Source organism: Streptomyces sp. NPDC006476, from assembly GCF_040612015.1.
GTDB lineage: Bacteria > Actinomycetota > Actinomycetes > Streptomycetales > Streptomycetaceae > Streptomyces > Streptomyces griseorubiginosus_B.
Map to the genome: position 1 here is coordinate 25768 of NZ_JBEXPK010000023.1, position 19987 is coordinate 45754.

18 protein-coding genes and 1 pseudogene are annotated in these 19987 nt (G+C 70.7%); 9 read left to right on the plus strand and 10 right to left on the minus strand.

Annotation, left to right across the window (positions count from 1 at the left end; all coding sequences use genetic code 11):
* Positions 1 to 67: 67 nt before the first annotated feature.
* From ABZZ74_RS25550 to ABZZ74_RS25560, 3 genes are all read left to right on the plus strand, one after another.
* Positions 68 to 1705 carry an LCP family protein gene (locus ABZZ74_RS25550; RefSeq protein WP_356768657.1) on the plus strand — a complete coding sequence of 546 codons (1638 nt, stop codon included), beginning with the start codon at positions 68 to 70 and terminating at the stop codon, positions 1703 to 1705.
* 54 nt (positions 1706 to 1759) lie between these two features.
* Entirely contained in the window at positions 1760 to 3280 is a 1521-nt protein-coding gene (locus ABZZ74_RS25555) for an LCP family protein (protein WP_356768659.1), read from the plus strand.
* 180 nt (positions 3281 to 3460) lie between these two features.
* A complete protein-coding gene (locus ABZZ74_RS25560) occupies positions 3461 to 4999 on the plus strand; it encodes an LCP family protein (protein WP_356768661.1) in 1539 nt (512 codons plus the stop codon).
* Between the two features lie 28 nt (positions 5000 to 5027).
* On the opposite strand, the gene ABZZ74_RS25565 is transcribed toward ABZZ74_RS25560, so the two are convergent.
* Positions 5028 to 6071 carry a glycosyltransferase family 2 protein gene (locus ABZZ74_RS25565; protein WP_356768663.1) on the minus strand — a complete coding sequence of 348 codons (1044 nt, stop codon included), beginning with the start codon at positions 6069 to 6071 and terminating at the stop codon, positions 5028 to 5030.
* A 254-nt stretch (positions 6072 to 6325) separates the two neighbouring features.
* Here ABZZ74_RS25565 and ABZZ74_RS25570 point away from each other — a divergent pair, with 254 nt between their 5' ends.
* Positions 6326 to 7672 carry an LCP family protein gene (locus tag ABZZ74_RS25570; RefSeq protein WP_356768833.1) on the plus strand — a complete coding sequence of 449 codons (1347 nt, stop codon included), beginning with the start codon at positions 6326 to 6328 and terminating at the stop codon, positions 7670 to 7672.
* A 189-nt stretch (positions 7673 to 7861) separates the two neighbouring features.
* On the plus strand, positions 7862 to 8224 hold the full coding sequence (locus ABZZ74_RS25575; protein WP_356768665.1) for a four-helix bundle copper-binding protein: 363 nt from the start codon (positions 7862 to 7864) through the stop codon (positions 8222 to 8224).
* Between the two features lie 211 nt (positions 8225 to 8435).
* On the opposite strand, the gene ABZZ74_RS25580 is transcribed toward ABZZ74_RS25575, so the two are convergent.
* Together ABZZ74_RS25580 and ABZZ74_RS25585 are read right to left on the minus strand one after the other, a co-directional pair.
* Positions 8436 to 9068 carry an HAD family phosphatase gene (locus ABZZ74_RS25580; RefSeq protein ID WP_356768667.1) on the minus strand — a complete coding sequence of 211 codons (633 nt, stop codon included), beginning with the start codon at positions 9066 to 9068 and terminating at the stop codon, positions 8436 to 8438.
* Positions 9061 to 10362 (minus strand): LCP family protein, encoded by a 1302-nt coding sequence (locus ABZZ74_RS25585; RefSeq protein WP_356768669.1) that lies wholly within the window; start codon positions 10360 to 10362, stop codon positions 9061 to 9063. Before ABZZ74_RS25585 ends, ABZZ74_RS25580 begins: the two co-directional genes overlap by 8 nt.
* Positions 10363 to 10481: 119 nt before the next feature.
* Here ABZZ74_RS25585 and ABZZ74_RS25590 point away from each other — a divergent pair, with 119 nt between their 5' ends.
* Positions 10482 to 11039, plus strand: a complete 558-nt coding sequence (locus ABZZ74_RS25590; protein ID WP_244374551.1) for an acyl-CoA thioesterase — start codon at positions 10482 to 10484, stop codon at positions 11037 to 11039.
* A 54-nt stretch (positions 11040 to 11093) separates the two neighbouring features.
* On the opposite strand, the gene ABZZ74_RS25595 is transcribed toward ABZZ74_RS25590, so the two are convergent.
* Positions 11094 to 12251 carry an acyl-CoA dehydrogenase gene (locus ABZZ74_RS25595; protein WP_133045983.1) on the minus strand — a complete coding sequence of 386 codons (1158 nt, stop codon included), beginning with the start codon at positions 12249 to 12251 and terminating at the stop codon, positions 11094 to 11096.
* 190 nt (positions 12252 to 12441) lie between these two features.
* Between ABZZ74_RS25595 and ABZZ74_RS25600 the strand changes: the two genes are divergently transcribed.
* Complete coding sequence (locus ABZZ74_RS25600) at positions 12442 to 13785, plus strand: UDP-glucose/GDP-mannose dehydrogenase family protein (RefSeq protein ID WP_356768671.1); 1344 nt, start codon at positions 12442 to 12444, stop codon at positions 13783 to 13785.
* A 150-nt stretch (positions 13786 to 13935) separates the two neighbouring features.
* On the opposite strand, the gene ABZZ74_RS25605 is transcribed toward ABZZ74_RS25600, so the two are convergent.
* On the minus strand, positions 13936 to 14436 hold the full coding sequence (locus ABZZ74_RS25605; RefSeq protein ID WP_356768673.1) for a CGNR zinc finger domain-containing protein: 501 nt from the start codon (positions 14434 to 14436) through the stop codon (positions 13936 to 13938).
* An 80-nt stretch (positions 14437 to 14516) separates the two neighbouring features.
* Here ABZZ74_RS25605 and ABZZ74_RS25610 point away from each other — a divergent pair, with 80 nt between their 5' ends.
* Together ABZZ74_RS25610 and ABZZ74_RS25615 are read left to right on the plus strand one after the other, a co-directional pair.
* Positions 14517 to 14873, plus strand: a complete 357-nt coding sequence (locus ABZZ74_RS25610) for a VOC family protein (protein WP_356768675.1) — start codon at positions 14517 to 14519, stop codon at positions 14871 to 14873.
* 48 nt (positions 14874 to 14921) lie between these two features.
* Entirely contained in the window at positions 14922 to 15305 is a 384-nt protein-coding gene (locus ABZZ74_RS25615) for a VOC family protein (protein WP_356768835.1), read from the plus strand.
* Positions 15306 to 15319: 14 nt separating this feature from the next.
* Here the strand turns inward: ABZZ74_RS25615 and ABZZ74_RS25620 are convergent, their stop codons facing one another.
* The 5 genes and pseudogenes from ABZZ74_RS25620 to ABZZ74_RS25640 form a co-directional block, all read right to left on the minus strand.
* Positions 15320 to 16435, minus strand: a complete 1116-nt coding sequence (locus ABZZ74_RS25620) for a dipeptidase (protein ID WP_356768677.1) — start codon at positions 16433 to 16435, stop codon at positions 15320 to 15322.
* Positions 16436 to 16561: 126 nt separating this feature from the next.
* A pseudogene (locus tag ABZZ74_RS25625) lies at positions 16562 to 16720 on the minus strand (Txe/YoeB family addiction module toxin); the annotation flags it as partial.
* 185 nt (positions 16721 to 16905) lie between these two features.
* Positions 16906 to 18093: a dipeptidase gene (locus ABZZ74_RS25630; RefSeq protein WP_356768679.1), complete on the minus strand. Its 1188-nt coding sequence runs from the start codon at positions 18091 to 18093 to the stop codon at positions 16906 to 16908.
* The gene (gene purE / locus ABZZ74_RS25635; protein WP_356768681.1) at positions 18090 to 18614 is read right to left on the minus strand and encodes a 5-(carboxyamino)imidazole ribonucleotide mutase; all 525 of its coding nucleotides are present in this window, start codon (positions 18612 to 18614) and stop codon (positions 18090 to 18092) included. The genes ABZZ74_RS25630 and purE overlap by 4 nt, the downstream gene beginning before the upstream one ends.
* Positions 18611 to 19750 (minus strand): 5-(carboxyamino)imidazole ribonucleotide synthase, encoded by a 1140-nt coding sequence (locus ABZZ74_RS25640; protein ID WP_356768683.1) that lies wholly within the window; start codon positions 19748 to 19750, stop codon positions 18611 to 18613. Before ABZZ74_RS25640 ends, purE begins: the two co-directional genes overlap by 4 nt.
* Between the last annotated feature and the right edge of the window lie 237 nt (positions 19751 to 19987).

Consider the following 19987-nt stretch of genomic DNA (forward strand, 5'->3'; position numbering starts at 1 on the left):
CCTGTCGTGCGTCTAACAGGACGCACGACAGGCCCGTTTCATGGCGCAAGGGTGGGGAGGACGGGGAATGACGCAGAGCAGTGTGCGCGCGGAGGGGACGCGAGGGGGCGTCCGGCGCGGTGCGCAGGATCACGCGGTCGCGCGGGAGGACGGCTCCGGCAGATCGGGGGACGGGCCAGGATCGGGGCACCGGCGGCGGGAGCCGCGGCGGCGCGGGCGCCGGGTGCTGAGATGGTCGGCGACCACGCTGGCGGTCCTGATACTCGGGACGGCCGGCGCCGGATACCTGTACTACGAGCACCTCAACGGCAACATCCACAAGGGCGAGCGCAGCAGCGGTGACGCCAAGGCGCAGAAGAGCAGGGCCAACGCGGCCGGCCAGACGCCGCTGAACATCCTGCTGATCGGCTCCGACAGCCGTAACTCCGACGAGAACGTGAAACTCGGCGGGGCCAAGTACGACCGGGGCAGCCCGCCCCTCGGCGACGTACAGATGCTGATCCACCTGTCCGCGGACCGCAAGAGCGCCGCGATGGTGAGCATCCCGCGCGACACCCGGGTCGACATCCCCAAGTGCACCGACCCCAAGACCGGCAAGGTCTACCCGGCGACCAACACCATCATCAACGAGTCGCTGGCCCGCGGCGGCGCCGGCTGCACGCTGGCCACCTGGGAGAACCTCACCGGGGTCTACATCGACCACTGGATCACGATCGACTTCTCTGGCGTGGTGCAGATGGCGGACGCCATCGGCGGCGTCGACGTCTGTGTGCGGCAGAGCGTGTGGGACCGGCCGACGGCGGCGGTGCCCGGCGGCTCCGGGCTGAAGCTGACGGCCGGCACGCACAAGGTCAAGGGCAAGCAGGCGCTGCAGTGGCTGCGCACCCGGCACGCCTGGGGCAGCGACCCGCTGCGGGCCAAGGCCCAGCACATGTACCTGAACTCGATGATCCGCACGCTGAAGGGCCAGAACGTCTTCACCGACACAGGGCGCCTGATGGACCTGGCCGAGGCGGCCACGAAGTCCCTGACGGTCTCCGAGGAGATCGGCACCGCCAAGAAGCTCTACGACCTGGGCATGCAGCTGAAGTCGGTGCCGACGGACCGCATCACGAGCCTGACGATGCCGAACGTCCAGGACCCGCAGAACAAGGACCACCTCGTGCCCGACGGCGCCAACGCCGACAAGATGTGGCAGATGCTCCGCGACGACGTGCCCTTCGACAAGCACGGCAAGGCGTCGGCCGCGAAGAAGACCACTGCCGAGGCCACCAAGGCCCCCTCGGCGCCGGACGACCAGATCGGCGTCACCGTCCAGAACGCCACCGCCACGTCCACGCTCGGCCCGGTGTCCGGACGCGCCGGCACGATCGCGCAGGCGCTGGTGCAGAAAGGCTTCACCAAGGCGTCGAAGGACGTGACGGGCGGCCTGACCGCGCAGCGGACCGTGGTGCGCTACCCGAGCGCCGAACTCCAGGGAGACGCCCAGCGGATCGCCAAGTCCCTCGGGATTCCGCTGAGTTCGGTGAAGCAGTCCACCGACGTCTCCGGGGTCACGCTCGTCGTGGGCGCCGACTGGCGCGACGGTACGACGTATCCGAAGGCCTCCGCTCCCAAGGCGGGCGACCTGCCGGCGGGCTCGGACGCCATCAACGGCTCGGACAAGGGCCAGTGCATGGACGTGTACGCGCCCTATCGCTGGTAGCAGGGCAACCCAACGGGTCCGTCGTAGGTCTCCTGGACGTACGGCGGGCCCGCCATGGGCGCCCAAACGCGTGGGGAGTACGGGAAATTGGGGCAGAACAGCGTGCGGCGACGCGTGCTTACGTGGTCCGCGGCCACCCTCGCCGCCCTGCTGCTGGGCACGGCCTGCGCCGGCTGGCTCTACTACCGGCACCTCAACGCCAACATCCAGCAGGCCGACCTCAACCTCGGTGACGACAAGGCGCCCGCGCCGACGCCGAACACCGCCGGCCAGACCCCGCTGAACCTGTTGCTCATCGGCTCCGACGCCCGTGACACCAAGGAGAACCAGAAGCTCGGCGGGGCACGCGAGACCTTCGGCGGCACCCCGCTGGCCGATGTCCAGATGCTGGTGCACCTCTCCGCCGACCGGACCAACCTGTCGGTCGTCAGCATGCCCCGCGACACCCTCGTACGGATTCCGAAGTGCACCGATCCCGGCAGCGGGAAGGTCCATCCGGCGAGCGAGGGGCGGGTGATGACCAACCAGAGCCTCGGGCACGGGGGTCCGGGATGCACGGTCGCCACCTGGGAGAAGCTCACCGGCATCCACATCGACCACTTCATGATGGTCGACTTCTCCGGCGTGGTGTCCATGGCGGACGCGATCGGCGGGGTGCCCGTGTGCGTGGACGACAACATCTACTCGCACACCTCCTCCGGCCACGGCTCGGGCCTGAAGCTGAAGAAGGGCACCACCTCCGTCAAGGGCAAGCAGGCCCTGCAGTGGCTGCGCACGCGCTACGGCTTCGAGGACGGCAGCGATCTCGCCCGGGCCAAGGCGCAGCACATGTACCTCAACTCGATGATCCGCGAGCTGCGCGCCAAGGCCACCCTGGGCAACCCGGGCAAGCTCCGCACGCTCGCCGAGCGGGCCACCGAGTCGCTCACCGTCGACCCGGGCCTGGACACCGTGAAGAAGCTCTACGACCTCGCCGACGAGCTGCGGCGGGTCAAGCCCGAGCGCATCACCATGACCACCATGCCCAACCGGTACGTCGGTGCCCGCGTGGAGCCCACCGAGGAGGCCCGGCGGCTGTTCCGGCTCGTGCGCGAGGACATCGCGCTGGACGGCAGGGGCGGGAAGAAGCAGCAGCCGGCCGGGGAGACCGTGCCCGCCTCGTCGGCCGACGGCGAGATCGGCGTCCAGGTGCGCAACGGCAGCGGTACCGGCACGCTCGCCGCGGCCCGCGGTCGGGCGGAAGCGGTGGCCGCGCTGCTGGTGGGCCGGGGCTTCACCCAGGCCGTGGCCGACCCGAGCGCGCCGACGGCCCAGCCGACGACCGTGGTGCGCTATCCGAGTGCCGACCTGGAGGGAGACGCCCAGCGCGTCGCGAAGGCGCTGGGGATCCCGCCGAGTTCCGTGCAGCGGTCGACGGACGTCTCCGGCGTCACCCTCGTCGTGGGCGCCGACTGGCGTCAGGACACGGCCTACCGGGCGCCCCGGGCGGACGACCGGACACCGAAGTCCGCCGAGGCCCTCAACGGGGCCGACGACGCGGCCTGTATGCAGGTGAATCCCGCTTTCACATGGTGACCACAGCTGGGTCCCAACCGTCTGCTGAATGATGAGGCGCGCTCACGTCCCGGAGCCCGGAGCGCACAGGGTGAAAGGACAGGGAGTTGGCGCGAAGCGGTGTGCCCGCGGTCGAGGACACGATGTCCCTCACCCCCCAGGGCACTGAAGCGGGTCCCGGCGGACGTCGGTCGAACGAGGGTGACCGGGACGGGTCCCGGCGAACGTCGGTCGAACGAGGGTGACCGCGGACGCCGCAGCCGCCGGGTACTGCGCTGGTCGGCGGCGGTGCTGGCGGTCGTCGTGGTGGGCACGGCGGGGGCCGGCTGGCTCTACTACCGGCACCTCAACGCCAACATCAAGAAGGACAGCCTCAACAACGCCGACGCCAAGGGCCGCGCGGCCGAGTCCCAGGCGAACGCGGCCGGGCAGACCCCGCTGAACATCCTGCTGATCGGCTCGGACGCCCGCGACTCCGCCGAGAACCAGAAGCTGGGCGGCGCGAGGAGCACGTACAACACCGCCCCGCGCGCGGACGTCCAGATGCTCGTGCACGTCTCCGCCGACCGCACCGACATGTCGGTGGTCAGCATGCCGCGCGACACCCTGGTCTCCATCCCCAAGTGCACCGACCCGGACACCGGCACGGTGTACGCGGCGAGCACCTCCACCATGGCCAACGCCTCGCTGGAGCGCGGCGGCCCCGGCTGCACGGTCGCCATGTGGGAGAAGCTGACCGGCATCCACATCGACCACTTCATGATGGTCGACTTCTCCGGCGTGGTGTCCATGGCCGACGCGATCGGCGGGGTGCCCGTGTGCGTGGACGACAACATCTACTCGCACACCTCCTCCGGCCACGGCTCGGGCCTGAAGCTGAAGAAGGGCACCACCTCCGTCAAGGGCAAGCAGGCCCTGCAGTGGCTGCGTACGCGCTACGGCTTCGAGGACGGCAGCGACATAGCGCGCACCAAGGCCCAGCACATGTACATGAACTCGATGGTCCGCCAGTTGCGGGCCAACGCCACGCTCAGCAACCCCGACAAGCTCCTGAAGCTGGCCGAGACGGCGACCAGGGCGCTGACGGTGGACGACGGACTCGGCACGGTGACCAAGCTCTACGACCTCAGCAAGGAGCTCAGTAAGGTCCCCACCCGGCGCATCACCATGACGACCATGCCCTGGGTGTACACCTCGGACGGCAACCGGGTGCTGCCCCGGCCGTCCGACGCGGCGAAGCTGTTCCGGCTGGTCCGCGAGGACATCGCGCTGGACGGCAAGGACAAGAAGAAGACCACGAAGCCGGCTGCCACCGCCCGGCCGGCCCACGCGGACGACAAGATCGCCGTACAGGTGCGCAACGGCACCCGCGGCGCCACCGAGGCCGCCGCCGTCACCGGCCGGGCGCGGACGGTCGCCGAACTGCTCGCCGGCAAGGGCTTCGACGAGGCCGTGGCGGACTCCTCGGCGCCGCTGAGCGAGGACACCACCGTCGTCCGCTACCCGAGCGCCGACCTGAAGGGCGACGCCCAGCGGGTCGCGGCGGCCCTCGGTGTCCCCACCGCCCAGGTGAAGAAGTCCACGGACGTCGACGGGGTCACCGTGGTCGTCGGCGCGGACTGGCGGTCGGGTACCACGTACACGGCCGCGGACGACGACAGCACGCCGAGTTCGGCGAGCGCCCTCAACGGCGCGGACACCACGGCCTGCATGCACGTCGACCCGGACTACACCTGGTAGTCCGGGTCGAATTCGGGCCCTGCCGAGCTCAGTTGGAGGTGAGCACCGCGGGGCGCCGGGACGCGATGACCTTCCTCGCGAGGGACTTGGGGCTGGTCAGAAAGCCCCAGCCCCAGGACATGTGCATGGTCGCGAGGGCGACGGGAATCTGCAGCCGGGCCCTCAGCGGCAGGCCCCGGCCGGCCGGGACGGAGCCGAGGACGATCGCCGCGAGGTAGCCGCCGGGAATCAGCAGAGCCCAGGGGGTGACCAGCGCGCCCACCACGAGGCCCGCCGCGATGGCGAGCAGCGCCGTCGGCGGGGCGAGGTAGCGCAGGTTGATGGAGCCCTCGTGGTAGCGGGCCACGACATGGCGCCAACGGCCGTAGTCCTTGTACTGCTTGGCCAGCGCGCGCACGCTCGGCCGCGGCCGGTACGACACCCTCAGCTCCGGCGAGAACCAGATCAGCCCGCCCGCCTCGCGGATCCGGAAGTTCAGCTCCCAGTCCTGCGCGCGGATGAACTCCTCGTTGTAGCCGCCCTGCCGCTCCAGCGCCTCGCGCCGGAACACACCGAGGTAGACCGTCTCGGCCGGCGCCGCCTCGCCGCCGGTGTGGAAGGCGGCGTTGCCGACGCCGATCTTCGAGGTCATCGCGGCGGCCACCGCCTGCTCCCAGGCGTTCTCGCCCTCGGCGTGCATGATGCCGCCGACGTTCTGCGCGCCGGTCTCCTCCAGGAGCCGTACGGCGGTGGCGATGTAGTTCGGGGAGAGCATGCCGTGGCCGTCGACGCGGACGACGATCGGGTGCCGGGAGGCCTTGATCGCGGCGTTCAGGGCGGCGGGTGTACGGCCCGTCGGGTTCGGCACGGTGTGGACGCGCTTGTTCGCGTCGGCCGCGGTCTCGGCGACGAGCTGGGCCGCGATCTCGTCCGTGCGGTCCGTGGACGGACCGAGGGCGATCACGACCTCCATCTCGCCGGCGTACTCCTGCGCGAGGATCGCTTCGACGGCCCCGCGCAGATGCCGCTCCTCGTTCAGGACGGGCATGATCACAGAAACGGCGGGGAGCCGCACGTCGGAATTGGCGTTCATCGGTGCTCACGTTACCGCGAACGGGGGACAGCTCCGCGCCCCGTCGGGGCGGCGGACCGGGCCACAGATCGTATCGGCCTACGGTGCTCACGATCCCACGTACGGCCGTCGCCCGGAGGTGTTCCCCCTTGCCCACGCAGCCCCGGTCCGCCGCCCCCGCCCGCCCGCAGCGCCCCACCCGGCCACCCCGCACCCCGCAGCAGCGCGGCGGCGGGCCCCGGCCCCCCGTGCCACGCAGGAAGCCGCGCTGGGCCATGCGCGCGGTGACGACGCTCTCCGTCGTCGTCCTCGCCTCGGCCGGGATCGGGCACGCGGTGGTCACCAGCCTCGACGCGGACATCGCCCGGGTCGACCCCTTCAAGGACATGAAGAACCGCCCGCGCGCCGGCAACGGCATGAACGTCCTGCTGGTCGGCACGGACGGCCGGGACCGGATCACCGAGCGCGAGCGGCACCGGTACCACCTGGGCGGGGCGCCCTGCCACTGCACCGACACGATCATGATCGTGCACATCTCGGAGGACCGGGAGCGGGCCAGCGTGGTGAGCCTGCCCCGCGACTCCTACGCCGAGGTGCCGGACTCCGGCGGACACGGCACGCATCCCGTCAAGCTCAACGCGGCCTACGCCGAGGGCGGTCCGAACATGACCGTGCGGACCGTCGAGAACATGACCCATGTGAAGATCGACCACTATCTGGAGGTCGACTTCATCAGCTTCATGAGGACCGTCGACGTGCTCGGCGGAGTGCGGATCTGCACCCCCGCGCCCCTGAAGGACTCCTACACCGGTCTGAACCTGCCCGCCGGCACCCACACCCTCCTGGGCGGCCAGGCGCTGCAGTACGTCCGGGCCCGCCATGTCGACGGCGCCTCCGACCTCGGCCGGATGAAGCGCCAACAGCGCTTCCTGGCCGCGCTGATCGAACGCGCCACGTCCTCCGGGACCCTGCTGAACCCGATGCGGTTCCGCGACGTCACGACCGCGGTGCTGGGCTCGGTCCGCGCCGACAAGGGCTTCGGCACGGACGAACTCCTCGACCTGGGCCGGGCGATGCGCAACTTCTCCCCGTCCTCCTCGGAGTTCACGACCGTCCCCGTCGGCCAGATGGGATATGTCGTCAAGGGCGTCGGCTCGACCGTGAAGTGGGACACCGCGCGGGCCGCGACCCTCTTCCGCGATCTCCGCGACGACAAGCCCCTCACCGTGCACCGGCCGGCCGCCGCCAAGGTGGTCGAGGTGGAGGTGGCCCCGCAGCGGATCCGTGTCCAGGTCGAGAACGGCACCGCCACGGCCGGGCTCGGCAAACGGGTGGACGCCGCGCTGGCGGGCGCCGGCTTCACCACGACCCGTACGCCCGTGAACGCGGCCGACCGCACGCAGAAGCGGACGGTCGTCGCGTACGACCCCCGCTGGGACCGCTCCGCCCGGTCCCTGGCGGCCGCGCTGCCGGGCAGCGAGCTGCGCGCGGTCAAGGGGCTCGGGCCGACCCTGAAGGTGATCGCGGGGGCGGACTTCACGACGGTGCGGAAGGTGCGGGCGCAGGATGCGGCGCAGGGGCGGCTCGAGGCGGTGACCGGGGATCAGGTGGTGTGCCCCTAGGGCCGTGGGGTGAGGTCGTAACTGTGGTCGTAACTCCAATGGAGGCGTGACGGAATGTGTTCGACCGTTCCGTCTGCGGCGAAGAATGCGGATTGGGCGCGTCCGCCCGATGGCGCACGGGTCGGGGAGGGCGTAGGACGGGAGGCACACGGGGCCCGCCCCGGGCCCCTCTCCCTCCCAGGAGGAGCCATGACCCAGACCCGACCCATGAGCGCCATGAGCAAGGAGATGCAGGACTGCGTCGAGGCGTGCATGGCCTGCCACAGCATGTGCGAGGAGACCATGAGCTCCTGCATGCAGATGGGCGGCCAGGCGCAGATGCAGGTCATGCGTGCGCTGATCGACTGCTCCGAGATGACCCGTATGTGCGCGGACATGATGATGCGCCGCTCCCCCATGGCGGCCGAGATGTGCGCGATGTGCGCCAGGGCCTGTGACATGTGCGCCGAGGCGTGTATGGCCATGCCCGACGATCCGCAGATGATGCGATGTGCCGAGGCGTGTCGCCGCTGCGCCGAGATGTGCCGCGCGATGGCCGGCGCCAGCATGTGACCGACGTCGTTGCGTCGGGCATCCCGCGCCAGGGGTGCCCGACGCGGCCCATCGGTGGGTGGGTCGGGGGCGTGGCGGTACGGCGAGCCCGCCGCCGACGGGGCGCCTGCCGGTCGTCAGGTGCGACGTGTACAGGACGCGTAAGCGGCGAGCTGCGCCGCACCGCCACGCCCCACTCCCGTGCGTCGGCGGCTGCGGGGGCGGATGTGGATCAGGTGAACAGGGGCTGCAGGGCCCGTTCCAGGTCTGCCGGCTCGTGGAAGTGGACCGTGTGCATGCCCAGGGCCTCGGCCGCTGCCACGTTCTCCTCGCTGTCGTCGATGAAGAGACAGCGGTCGGGGCTGGTGCCGGCGAGGTCGGCGGCCAAGTGGTAGATGCGCGGGTCCGGCTTGGCGAGGCCTACGCGGGCGCTGTTGACGACGTGGTCGGCGAGATCGGCCAGGCCGAGGGAGGCGAGGTCGGACTCCAGTTCCAGGGCCGCGTTGGAGACGAGGACCAGAGGGACGCGGATGCGGGCCCGGCGCAGCAGGGCGACGACCTCGTCGTCCGCGTGGAAGGGGGACTCCAGGAGCGCCCGGGCCAGCTCGTACGCCGTCTGCGGCTCGGGGACCAGGCCGGCGAGGCCGTCCGCCACCGCCTCCGCCCACTCCTGGGAGGTGATCTCGCCCAGCAGCATCGGCAGGTCCATGCCGGGGGCGAACGCGATCTTCTTCGTCGTGCCCTCGGCTATGCCCGCGGCTCGCTCCAGCGTCTCCAGACGCCCTGAGTCGAAGGTGCGGACCACGTTGTCCACGTCGCACAGAACCGCCCCGAAGGGCGGTCTGGCGTTGTTGTTGTCAGTCACTCGAGACCGTGACCTTCTGGTCGTTGTTGAGCTCGTCCACCAGGGTCTTCACCTTCGCCTTGTCCCAGACGAGGTTGCCGCCGGCCGAGCCGGAGATCGGCATGTTCATCGACGTGCCGTCGCCGCCGCTGACGCCCTTCATCGCCCAGAACATGGACGCCAGGTCCCACAGGCTCATGCCCTTGTCGACGGTGAGGGAGTCCAGGCCCGCACCCATCGTCGGGTACAGCTTGAAGGGGTTCAGGACCGTCGAAGGGGTGGCCACCTGGTGGGCCAGCGCGGAGAGGAACTTCTGCTGGTTCTTCGTGCGCTGCAGGTCGCTCGCGGCGAAGGCGTGCCGGGTGCGGACGAAGGCCAGCGCCTGCTCGCCGTTCAGCGTCTGCTTGCCCGCCTTGAAGTCGGCGCCCGAGTACTTGTCCTTGAAGCCCTTGTCGATGTCGATGGTCACGCCGCCGACCGCGTCCACGATGTTCGCGAAGCCGGCGAAGCCGATCTCCACGTAGTGGTCGATGTGCAGGCCCATGTTGGCCTCGACCGTGCGGACGAGCAGCGTCGGGCCGTCCTCCGCGTAGGCGGCGTTCAGCTTGGTCTGCCGGCCGGTGGCCGGGTAGAGCTTGCCGGACGTCGACCCCTTGTACGAGGGGATCGTCACGTTCGAGTCGCGGGGCAGGGAGATCAGCGTGTCGCCGCTGTCGCCGACGTGCAGGATCATCATCGAGTCCGTGCGCTTGCCCTCGGCCGACCCCGTGTGCAGCTTCTTCTTCTGTTCGGAGGAGAGCCCGGCGCGGCTGTCGGAGCCGACGATCAGGTAGTTGGTGCCGCTGCCCGACGCGGGCCGGTCGATGACCTTGGACAGGTCGACGTCCCGGTGCAGCTTGGAGTCGGCCCAGAAGTAGGTGGCGACGGACGTGACGACCAGCACGGTGACCAGGGTGATCGCCGTCCACTTGATACGGCGCCGCCAGTTCGGCCGCGGCCGGACCGCGCCGGGGCCTCCGGGACCGCCCGGTCCGCCGCCGCCCGGCGACCCGTAGACGTGGCCGGTGTTGTAGCCGCTGTCGTACCCGTCATAACCGGCGTCGTCGCCGTATCCCTGGCCGCCCTGGTACGAGGGCTGCTGGGGCACGCCGCCGCCGTACGGAGGCGCGGACGGGCCGGAGCCCCCGTACGCGTCCGAGGCGGGCCGGCGGACCTGCCGCATCACGCGGGCAGGGTCGGGCTGTGCGCTCGCGCTGCCGCGTCCGTAGCGGTTGCCGCGGTTGTCGTCGGACCATGCCTCGGGCCAATCATTCATGGGGCTTAGTGTGCCGGTGCTGGCCAGGTCCTTTACAAGGGTCGTAGGAAAATCAGGGCACGCCTGTTGCGAACCCAACACAAAGTCCGCAGATGTCACGTCGGCATAAGGTGGAGGCCATGACAGACCAGGCCGGCGTTGTGGAAACGGACAGCGCGGATATCCCGGGCAAGCCCACCTCGGCGTCGCGGACCACGCTCAGCCACATCATGACGCACAACGACACCAACCTGCTGGGCACCGTGCACGGTGGGGTGATCATGAAGTTGGTGGACGACGCCGCCGGGGCCGTGGCCGGCCGGCACAGCGGGGGGCCCGCCGTCACCGCGTCCATGGACGAGATGGCGTTCCTGGAGCCGGTCCGGGTGGGTGACCTGGTGCATGTGAAGGCGCAGGTCAACTGGACCGGGCGGACCTCCATGGAGGTCGGGGTCCGGGTCCTCGCCGAGCGCTGGAACGAGTCGACGCCGCCCACCCAGGTCGGCTCCGCCTACCTCGTCTTCGCCGCGGTCGACGCCGACGGCAGGCCCCGCCGGGTGCCGCCGGTGCTCCCGGAGACCGAGAAGGACAGGCGCCGCTACCAGGAGGCCCAGATCCGCCGCACCCACCGCCTGGCCAGACGCCGGGAGATCATGGAGCTGCGGGAGAAGCGGGCCGCGGAGGGCCTGGACGACTGAGCCCGGACGCACGACGGCCCCCGGCTGGACGCCGGGGGCCGTCGGGTGTGGGTGTTACGGCAGGTTGCGGGCCATGACGATCCGCTGGACCTGGTTCGTGCCCTCGTAGATCTGCGTGATCTTCGCGTCGCGCATCATGCGCTCGACCGGGTAGTCGCGGGTGTAGCCGTACCCGCCGAGCAGCTGCACCGCGTCCGTGGTGACCTCCATCGCCACGTCCGAGGCGAAGCACTTCGCGGCGGCGCCCTGGAAGGTCAGGTCGCGGTCGACGCGCTGCGAGGCGGCCGCGGCCTGGTAGGTGAGGGCGCGGGCCGCCGAGATCTTCATGGCCATGTCGGCGAGCATGAACTGGATGCCCTGGAAGTCGGCGATCGGCTTGCCGAACTGCTTGCGCTCCTGGACGTAGCCCTTGGCGTAGTCGAGGGCGCCCTGGGCGATGCCGAGGGCCTGGGCGGCGATGGTGATACGGGTGTGGTCCAGCGTCTTCATCGCCGTGGCGAAGCCGGTGCCCTCGTCGCCGATCATGCGGTCCGCCGGGATGCGGACGTTGTCCAGGTAGACCTCGCGGGTCGGGGAGCCCTTGATGCCGAGCTTCTTCTCCGGGGCGCCGAAGGAGACGCCCTCGTCGGACTTCTCGACGACGAAGGCCGAGATGCCCTTGGAGCGCTTCTCGGGGTCCGTCACGGCCATCACCGTGTAGTACTCGGACTCGCCGGCGTTGGTGATCCAGCGCTTGACGCCGTTGAGCACATAGTGGTCGCCGTCGCGCACGGCCTTCGTCTTCATGCCGGCCGCGTCGGAGCCCGCGTCCGGCTCGGAGAGGCAGTAGGAGAACATGCCGTCGCCCTTGGCAAGGGGGGTCATGTACTTCTTCTTCAGCTCCTCGGAGCCGGAGAGGATGACGGGCAGGGAGCCCAGCTTGTTCACGGCCGGGATCAGGGAGGAGGAGGCGCAGACGCGGGCCACCTCCTCGATCACGATGACCGTGGCCAGCGCGTCCGCGCCCGCGCCGCCGTACTCCTCGGGTACGTGCACGGCGTGCAGGTCGTTCGCGACCAGGGCCTCGAGGGCCTCGCGCGGGAAGCGGGCCTCCTCGTCCACCGCGGCGGCGTACGGCGCGATCTTCGCCTCGGCCAGGGAGCGGACGGCGTCGCGGAGCATGTCGTGCTCCTCGGACGGGCGGTACAGGTCGAAGTCAGCCGATCCGGCCAAGGTGTCTCACGCTCCAAAGAAACTGCGCTTGCCGACGCTAATTACCGTTAAGTAACTCAAATTTTAGGGGGCGGCCCACGGGAGTGATACGTGAGCTTGGCGACAGCGGGGAAGTTGCCCGCTGAAGGCCTGTGGCATGCCCCGGATATGCTCGGGCAGCGCAGCGAACCACGTCCTCCCTGGAGCCCCCATGAGCCTCAAGATCACCGTGATCGGCACCGGCTACCTCGGCGCCACCCACGCCGCGGCCATGGCCGAGCTGGGGTTCGAGGTGCTGGGGCTGGACGTCGTGCCCGAGAAGATCGAGAAGCTGGAGCGCGGCGAGGCCCCGATGTACGAGCCGGGGCTGGAGGAGCTGCTGCGCCGCCATGTCGCCGGAATCGAGGGATCGACGGGGCGGCTGCGCTTCACGATGGACTGGGCCGAGGTGGGGGCCTTCGGCGACGTGCACTTCCTGTGCATCAACACCCCGCAGCGGCACGGCGAGTACGCGGCGGACATGTCGTACGTCGAGTCCGCCTTCGCCTCCCTCGCCCCGCATCTGACCCGGCCCGCCCTGGTCGTCGGCAAGTCGACCGTGCCCGTCGGGTCGGCCGAACGGCTCGCCCGCTTCCTCGCCGAGAACGCCCCCGCCGGCGAGAACGCCGAGCTCGCCTGGAACCCGGAGTTCCTCCGCGAGGGCTTCGCGGTGGACGACACCCTGCACCCCGACCGGATCGTGGTCGGCGTGCGCAGCGAGCGGGCCGAGAAACTGCTGCGGGAGGTGTACGCGACCCCGCTCGCCGAGGGCACGCCGTTCGTGGTGACGGACTATCCGACGGCGGAGCTGGTGAAGACCTCCGCGAACTCCTTCCTGGCCACCAAGATCTCCTTCATCAACGCGATGGCCGAGATGTGCGAGGCCTCCGGCGGCGACGTCGCCAAGCTCGCCGAGGCGATCGGGTACGACGACCGGATCGGCCGGAAGTTCCTGCGGGCCGGCATCGGCTTCGGCGGCGGCTGTCTGCCCAAGGACATCCGGGCGTTCATGGCGCGGGCGGGTGAGCTGGGCGCCGACCAGGCGCTGACCTTCCTGCGCGAGATCGACTCGATCAACATGCGGCAGCGTGGGCAGATGGTGGAGCTGGCCCGGCAGGTGCTGGGCGGCGGCCCGTTCCTGGGCAAGCGGGTCGCGGTGCTCGGCGCGACCTTCAAGCCCGACTCGGACGACGTGCGCGACTCCCCCGCGCTGAACGTGGCCGGCCAGATCCATCTGCAGGGCGGCCAGGTCACGGTGTACGACCCGAAGGGCATGGACAACGCCCGTCGGGTCTTCCCGACCCTCGGCTATGCGGACACGGCGCTGGACGCGGTGCGCGGCGCCGACGTCGTGCTGCATCTGACGGAGTGGCGGGAGTTCCGCGAACTGGACCCGGCGGCGCTCGGCGAGGTCGTGGCGGCGCGGGTCGTGCTGGACGGCCGCAACGCCCTGGACCCGGCACTGTGGCGGAAGGCCGGCTGGACGTATCGGGCGATGGGACGCCCCACGGCGTGAGAGTCGCGCAGGGGCACGGCTGAAAGCGCCCGGGGGCGAACGAACGATCAGAAGGCGACGCCGGTTCGGCCGAGGCTCAGTCAGCCGAACCGGCGTCTTGTTGCATTCTGCACCACCGGCCTGTGCGGCGGCCGGGGAATGGGCGCGGGACTACTTGGCGCGGTACCTCCGCATCTTCGCCCGCGCCCCGCACACCTGCATCGAGCACCAGCGGCCGCGCCCGGCCGGGCTGCGGTCGTAGTACGCCCAGTGGCAGGTCTCGCTCTCGCAGGCCTTCAGGCGGGTCCAGGTGCCGTCGACGAGGGACTGGGCGACGGCGGCGGCGACCCGGGAGCGGAGCGGGCCGGCGTCGGCGGGGGCGAGGGCGGCCGAGCCGTCCGCCGGGTCGATCCTCACCCGCAGCGGCGCGGACGCGAGCAGGTCGTCCAGGGGTGTGACCGGCGCGTGCGGCGGGTGACCGGCGTGGGCGAGCAGCGTGGCGCGCAGGGACTCGCGCAGTTCGCGCGCGGCGGGGACCTCGTCCGGGGTCAGGCCGAACGGCGCGCGGCCGTCCACCGTGTCGAGCGCGTCCGCCCCCGACTCGATGTCCAGCGTGTTCACCAGGGCCTCCACCAGGGCCAGGGCTCCCGGTGCGGCCGATCTGCCACTCACCCTTGCGACGTTACCGCCAATGCGGCAGCATGCAGTAACCGTTACTGGATGAATCCTTCTACAGGTAACAGGAGGAAGTCATGGCTCTCGCCAAGCTGGGCGCCGTCGTCCTGGACTGTCCCGATCCTGGCGCGCTCGCCGGGTTCTACGCCGAGATCCTGGGCGGCACGGTCGAGGGAGAAGGAGAGTGGGTGGACCTGAAGGTGCCCGGCGGTCAGTCGCTGGCCTTCCAGGCCGCCGAGGGATTCGTACCGCCCCAGTGGCCCTCGCCCGAAAAGTCGCAGCAGTTCCATCTGGACCTGGTCGTCGACGACCTCGACACCGCCGAGCAGGGGGTGCTGGCGCTGGGTGCGAAGCCCTTGGCCCAGGAGGGCGGCAGCAGCTTCCGGGTTTACGCCGACCCGGCCGGGCACCCGTTCTGCCTCTGTGCCTGCTGAACCCCGGCTGCTGAACTCTGTGCCGAACCAGGAGGAACCGTCGTGACCGTGGCCCGCTTGCGTTCCGTAGTGCTCGACTGCCCCGACCCGCGCGCGCTCGCCGACTTCTATGCCCAGGTCGTCGGCGGCACCCCCCAGGCGGAGGACGACGAGTGGGTCGTGCTCCAGGTCCCGGACGGGCCGCGGCTCGCCTTCCAGCGGGCGGAGGGGTTCACCCCGCCCGAGTGGCCGCGCGCGGACCGCAACTCTCAGCAGTTCCACCTCGACTTCGACGCCGGGTCGACGTGGGAGGAGATCGACGCGGCGCACGAGAAGGTGCTGGCGCTGGGGGCGCGGCCGCTGGACCTGGAGGACCGGGAGAAGAAGGACTTCCAGGTGTACGCCGACCCGGCGGGGCATCCCTTCTGCCTCTGCCGGATCGAGCACCCGTAGGTCCGCGGGGACGGCTATCCGTCCAGGTCGGCGATCTTCGCCGTCGACGGCTCGCGGCGCTGCTGGGCGGCGCGGGCCGTGAAGTCGGCGGTACGCAGGACACGCTGGGCGTTGCCCCAGGTCAGCAGGGCCAGATCGGGCTCGGACCAGCCGCGGTGCAGGAGCTCGGCGACAAGGTGCGGGTAGCAGGAGGCGTCTCCGAGGTCCTGCGGGTGCGCGGTGCCGGCGTCGTAGGTGCCGGACAGGGCGACGCACTCCGGGCCCGCGACCTCGCGGACGTGGTCGAGATGGTCGGCGACGTCACGGACGAACGGGCCGGTCTGCTCGGCCGTCAGCGGCACCATGCACAGGCCCTTGACGGCGCCCAGCTCGGCGAGCAGGTCGTCGGGGAGGTTCGCGGGGTGGGGGCGCAGGGCGCGGGCGGCGGAGCGGGTGAAGACGACCGGCGCCTTGGAGACCGCGAAGACACGGCGGATGGTGTCGGCGGAGGCGCCGGAGAGGTCGGCGAGGACGCCGAGCCGGTTCATCTCCCGCACGACCTCCTCGCCGAACCGGGTCAGTCCGGCCCCGCTCGCCCAGCTGGCGCCGGACAGGGTGAGCGCGCGCAGGCCGAGGGCGTGCAGGGAGCGCAGGATGCCGAGGGAGTCGCCCAGGGCCGCCGCCCCGGCGGGGCCCAGCAGGACCGCGACGCGGCCGCAGTTGCGGGCGTCGGCGACCTGCCCGGCGGCGTACGCCAGGCGCAGGCCCTCGGGGTGGGCGCGCGCCACGGTCTTCACCAGGTCCAGCTGCTCCAGGGTCGCCCCCACGGCCCGGTCCCCGGCGAGGCCCTCCGGCAGGTGCAGCGACCAGAACAGGGCGCCGACGTGTCCCTCCCGCATCCGGGGCACGTCCGTGTCGACGGAGCTCTCACCGAGCTCCAGGTCGTACCAGGGCAGGTGCCTGAGGGCCCAGGGCAGCCCGCTGTAGCCGTCGGCGACGGGATGGGCGGCGAGGATGGCGTGGGCGCGCTCCAGCGGCGCGTCGTCGGGGTCGGAGACGGGCGTGTAGGGCTCGGCCGCGAAGGGGTCCGGCAGCCCGTCGAGCGTGCCGACCTCGGCGGCGGCGTGCAGTTCGTCCTGGAGGTCTGCCATGGCGGGCTCCGTACGTCGTGATCGGCGGCGAGATCAGCAGTACGGTCACCGTCGCACGGCATCCGGGGGCGTTCCTGGTGGGCGGAGCGTTCGGAGTACACCGGCCGCTCGAAGACGAGCCCGCGCTCAGTCGTAGTGGTAGCGGGCCTTGAGGAGCTTCACTTCCTTCTCGTCCGCCCGGTACGCCAGCCGGTGCTCGTCGTCGATCCGACGGGACCAGTAGCCGGACAGGTCGTCCTTGAGAGGCTCGGGTTTTCCGATACCGGCGAAGGGCTCCCGCTGGATCTGAGGCAAGTCCTCCCAGCCGTCGGGGTCGCTATGCACCCTCCTCACCCGGCACCCGCCCGATTCTGCTGCGAGCTGATGCGCACGGGGTCGTGATCGTCGTTGACCCGTTTGATCAGGGGGACAGATCCCGACGTGCCTCACTGGCGCTGATGGTCATGACGACCACCCTTTGGTACCGAATGTCAGCCGTCCAGTTCCTCGATCGTGGCGTTCGACGGCCCCCGGGTCGCCTGCAGACCGCGGGCCACGTCCTCCGCGGCGCCCAGCACCCGTACCGCGTTCTGCCAGGTCAGCTTGGCGAGATCCGAGGACGACCATCCTCGCTCGAGCAGTTCCGCGATGAGGTTGGGGTAGCCGGAGACGTCGTTCAGGCCGTCGGGGGTGAAGGCCGTGCCGTCGTAGTCGCCGCCGATGCCGAGGTGGTCGATGCCGGCGACCTCGCGCATGTGGTCGAGATGGTCGGCGACGGTCGCCACGGTGGCGACCGGGCGCGGGTTGCGCTCCTCGAAGGCGCGGTGCAGCTTCATCGCCTCCTCGCCGGTGTCCAGGTGGTGGAAGCCGTGGGAGCGCAGGTTCTCGTCGGCCGCGGCCGTCCAGTCCACGGCCGCCTGCAGCACGAACTTCGGCACGAACGTCACCATCGCGACGCCGCCGTTGCCCGGGAGGCGTTCGAGGACGTCGTCCGGGATGTTGCGGGGGTGGTCGCAGACGGCCCGGGAGGAGGAGTGCGAGAAGATCACCGGCGCGCTGGTGGCGTCCAGCGCGTCCCGCATGGTCGTCGCCGCCACGTGCGAGAGGTCGACGAGCATGCCGAGCCGGTTCATCTCCCGCACGACCGCACGGCCGAAGGCGGTCAGGCCGCCGGCCCTGGGCTCGTCCGTCGCCGAGTCCGCCCAGTCGTTGTTGTCGTTGTGGGTGAGCGTCATGTAGCGGACGCCCAGCGCGTACAGCCCCCGCAGGGTGCCGAGCGAGTTGGCGATCGAGTGCCCGCCCTCCGCGCCCATCAGGGAGGCGATACGGCCCTCGGCCCGCGCCGCCTCCATGTCCGCGGCCGTCAGCGCGGGTGCCAGATCCGCCGGATACCGCGCCAGCAGTTGCCGTACGCAGTCGATCTGCTCCAGCGTCGCGGGCACCGCGTCCGGCAGGTCCGAGCGCACGTACACCGACCAGTACTGCGCCCCGACCCCGCCCTCGCGCAGCCGCGGGAGGTCCGTGTGCAGGTACGCGTTCTGGGGTACGGCGATGTCGCGGGCGGCGAGGTCGTAGCGGACCTGCTCGCGCAGCGCGTAGGGCAGGTCGTTGTGGCCGTCGACGACCGGGAACTCGCGCAGGAGTTCCCGGGCCTCGTCCAGGAAGCTCACGGACGTCACTTCCCGAACCCGAAGCCGCCGCCGTTGCCCTCGACCTTGGCGCGCAGCCGCTTGCCCTTCTCGGTGGCCTGGTCGTTGAGATCCTGCTGGAAGTCCCGCATCCGCTGCAGCAGGTCCTCGTCGTGCGCGGCGAGGATCCGGGCCGCCAGCAGACCGGCGTTGCGGGCCCCGGCGACGGACACCGTGGCCACCGGGACACCGGCCGGCATCTGCACGATGGAGAGCAGGGAGTCCACGCCGTCCAGGTACTTCAGCGGCACGGGGACGCCGATCACCGGGAGCGGGGTGACGGAGGCGAGCATGCCCGGCAGATGGGCGGCGCCGCCGGCACCCGCGATGATCACCTTCAGCCCCCGCTCGGCCGCCTGCTCGCCGTAGGTGACCATCTCGCGCGGCATCCGGTGCGCGGAGACGACGTCGACCTCGTACTCGATCTCGAACTCGTCGAGTGCCTTGGCGGCGGCCTCCATGACGGGCCAGTCGCTGTCCGACCCCATGACAATGCCTACAACGGGGCTCATTCGGTGATCGTGCCTCTCAGGTAACCGGCTGCGTGACGTGCGCGTTCGAGGACGTCGTCCAGGTCGTCGCCGTAGGTGTTGACGTGGCCCACCTTGCGGCCGGGCTTCACGTCCTTGCCGTACATGTGGATCTTCAGCTGGGGGTCGCGGGCCATGCAGTGCAGGTACGCGGAGTACATGTCCGGGTAGTCGCCGCCGAGGACGTTGACCATGACCGTCCACTTCGCTCGGGGGCGCGGGTCGCCGAGGGGGAGGTCGAGGACGGCGCGGACGTGGTTGGCGAACTGGGAGGTGATCGCGCCGTCCTGGGACCAGTGGCCCGAGTTGTGGGGGCGCATGGCCAGTTCGTTGACGAGGATGCGGCCGTCGCGGGTCTGGAACAGCTCGACGGCGAGGTGGCCGACGACGCCCAGCTCCTTGGCGATGGTCAGCGCCATCTCCTCGGCCCGCAGGGCCAGGGTCTCGTCGAGGTCGGGGGCCGGGGCGATGACCGTGTCGCACACGCCGTTGACCTGCTGGGACTCCACGACGGGGTAGGCGACTGCCTGGCCGTGCGGGGAGCGGACGACGTTCGCGGCGAGTTCGCGGACGTAGTCGACCTTCTCCTCGGCGAGGACCGGGACGCCGGCGCGGAAGGGGTCCTCGGCCTCCTCCGCGCTGTCCACGACCCACACGCCTTTGCCGTCGTAGCCGCCGCGGACGGTCTTGAGCACGACCGGGAATCCGTCGCCCTCCGCCGCGAACGCGGCCACGTCGGCCGGATCGCTCACGATCCGGTGCCGGGGGCAGGGGATGCCGAGCGCGTCCAGCCGTGCGCGCATCACGCCCTTGTCCTGGGCGTGCACCAGCGCGTCGGGGCCGGGGCGCACGGGGATGCCGTCCGCCTCAAGGGCCCGGAGGTGCTCGGTGGGTACGTGTTCGTGATCGAAGGTGATCACGTCGCAGCCCTGCGCGAAGGCGCGGAGCGTGTCGAGGTCGCGATAGTCGCCCACGACGACATCGCCGACGACCTGCGCCGCGGAATCCTGAGGGGTGTCACTGAGGAGCTTGAACCTGATGCCCAGCGGGATGCCTGCCTCGTGCGTCATACGCGCGAGCTGGCCCCCGCCGACCATGCCGACTACCGGGAACGTCACGCCCCTAGGGTATCGGCCGTGCGGCCGCGACCGATTTCCGGTCGAAATCTTGCCCTCTTACCGGGCTCTTCCCGGCCTTTTCATCCTCTTCCCGCCCTCTTCCCAAGCTGTTTCCGACCCGTGAACTCATCCACGGGAGATTGAGAGGCTGGGTGGTTAGCATGGCGGAAGTTGGCGAGAACAGCCGAGAACGCCGACAACGATGACGCAACGACCCGGATGGGGGCCTTCAGGACC

Coding starts and splice junctions, on each gene's coding strand:
- ABZZ74_RS25550 (WP_356768657.1), top strand. CDS start 68: ATGACGCAGAGCAGTGTGCGCGCGGAGGGGACGCGAGGGGGCGTCCGG.
- ABZZ74_RS25555 (WP_356768659.1), top strand. CDS start 1,760: ATGGGCGCCCAAACGCGTGGGGAGTACGGGAAATTGGGGCAGAACAGC.
- ABZZ74_RS25565 (WP_356768663.1), bottom strand. CDS start 6,071: ATGAACGCCAATTCCGACGTGCGGCTCCCCGCCGTTTCTGTGATCATG.
- ABZZ74_RS25570 (WP_356768833.1), top strand. CDS start 6,326: ATGCGCGCGGTGACGACGCTCTCCGTCGTCGTCCTCGCCTCGGCCGGG.
- ABZZ74_RS25575 (WP_356768665.1), top strand. CDS start 7,862: ATGACCCAGACCCGACCCATGAGCGCCATGAGCAAGGAGATGCAGGAC.
- ABZZ74_RS25585 (WP_356768669.1), bottom strand. CDS start 10,362: ATGAATGATTGGCCCGAGGCATGGTCCGACGACAACCGCGGCAACCGC.
- ABZZ74_RS25590 (WP_244374551.1), top strand. CDS start 10,482: ATGACAGACCAGGCCGGCGTTGTGGAAACGGACAGCGCGGATATCCCG.
- ABZZ74_RS25600 (WP_356768671.1), top strand. CDS start 12,442: ATGAGCCTCAAGATCACCGTGATCGGCACCGGCTACCTCGGCGCCACC.
- ABZZ74_RS25610 (WP_356768675.1), top strand. CDS start 14,517: ATGGCTCTCGCCAAGCTGGGCGCCGTCGTCCTGGACTGTCCCGATCCT.
- ABZZ74_RS25620 (WP_356768677.1), bottom strand. CDS start 16,435: ATGGCAGACCTCCAGGACGAACTGCACGCCGCCGCCGAGGTCGGCACG.
- purE (WP_356768681.1), bottom strand. CDS start 18,614: ATGAGCCCCGTTGTAGGCATTGTCATGGGGTCGGACAGCGACTGGCCC.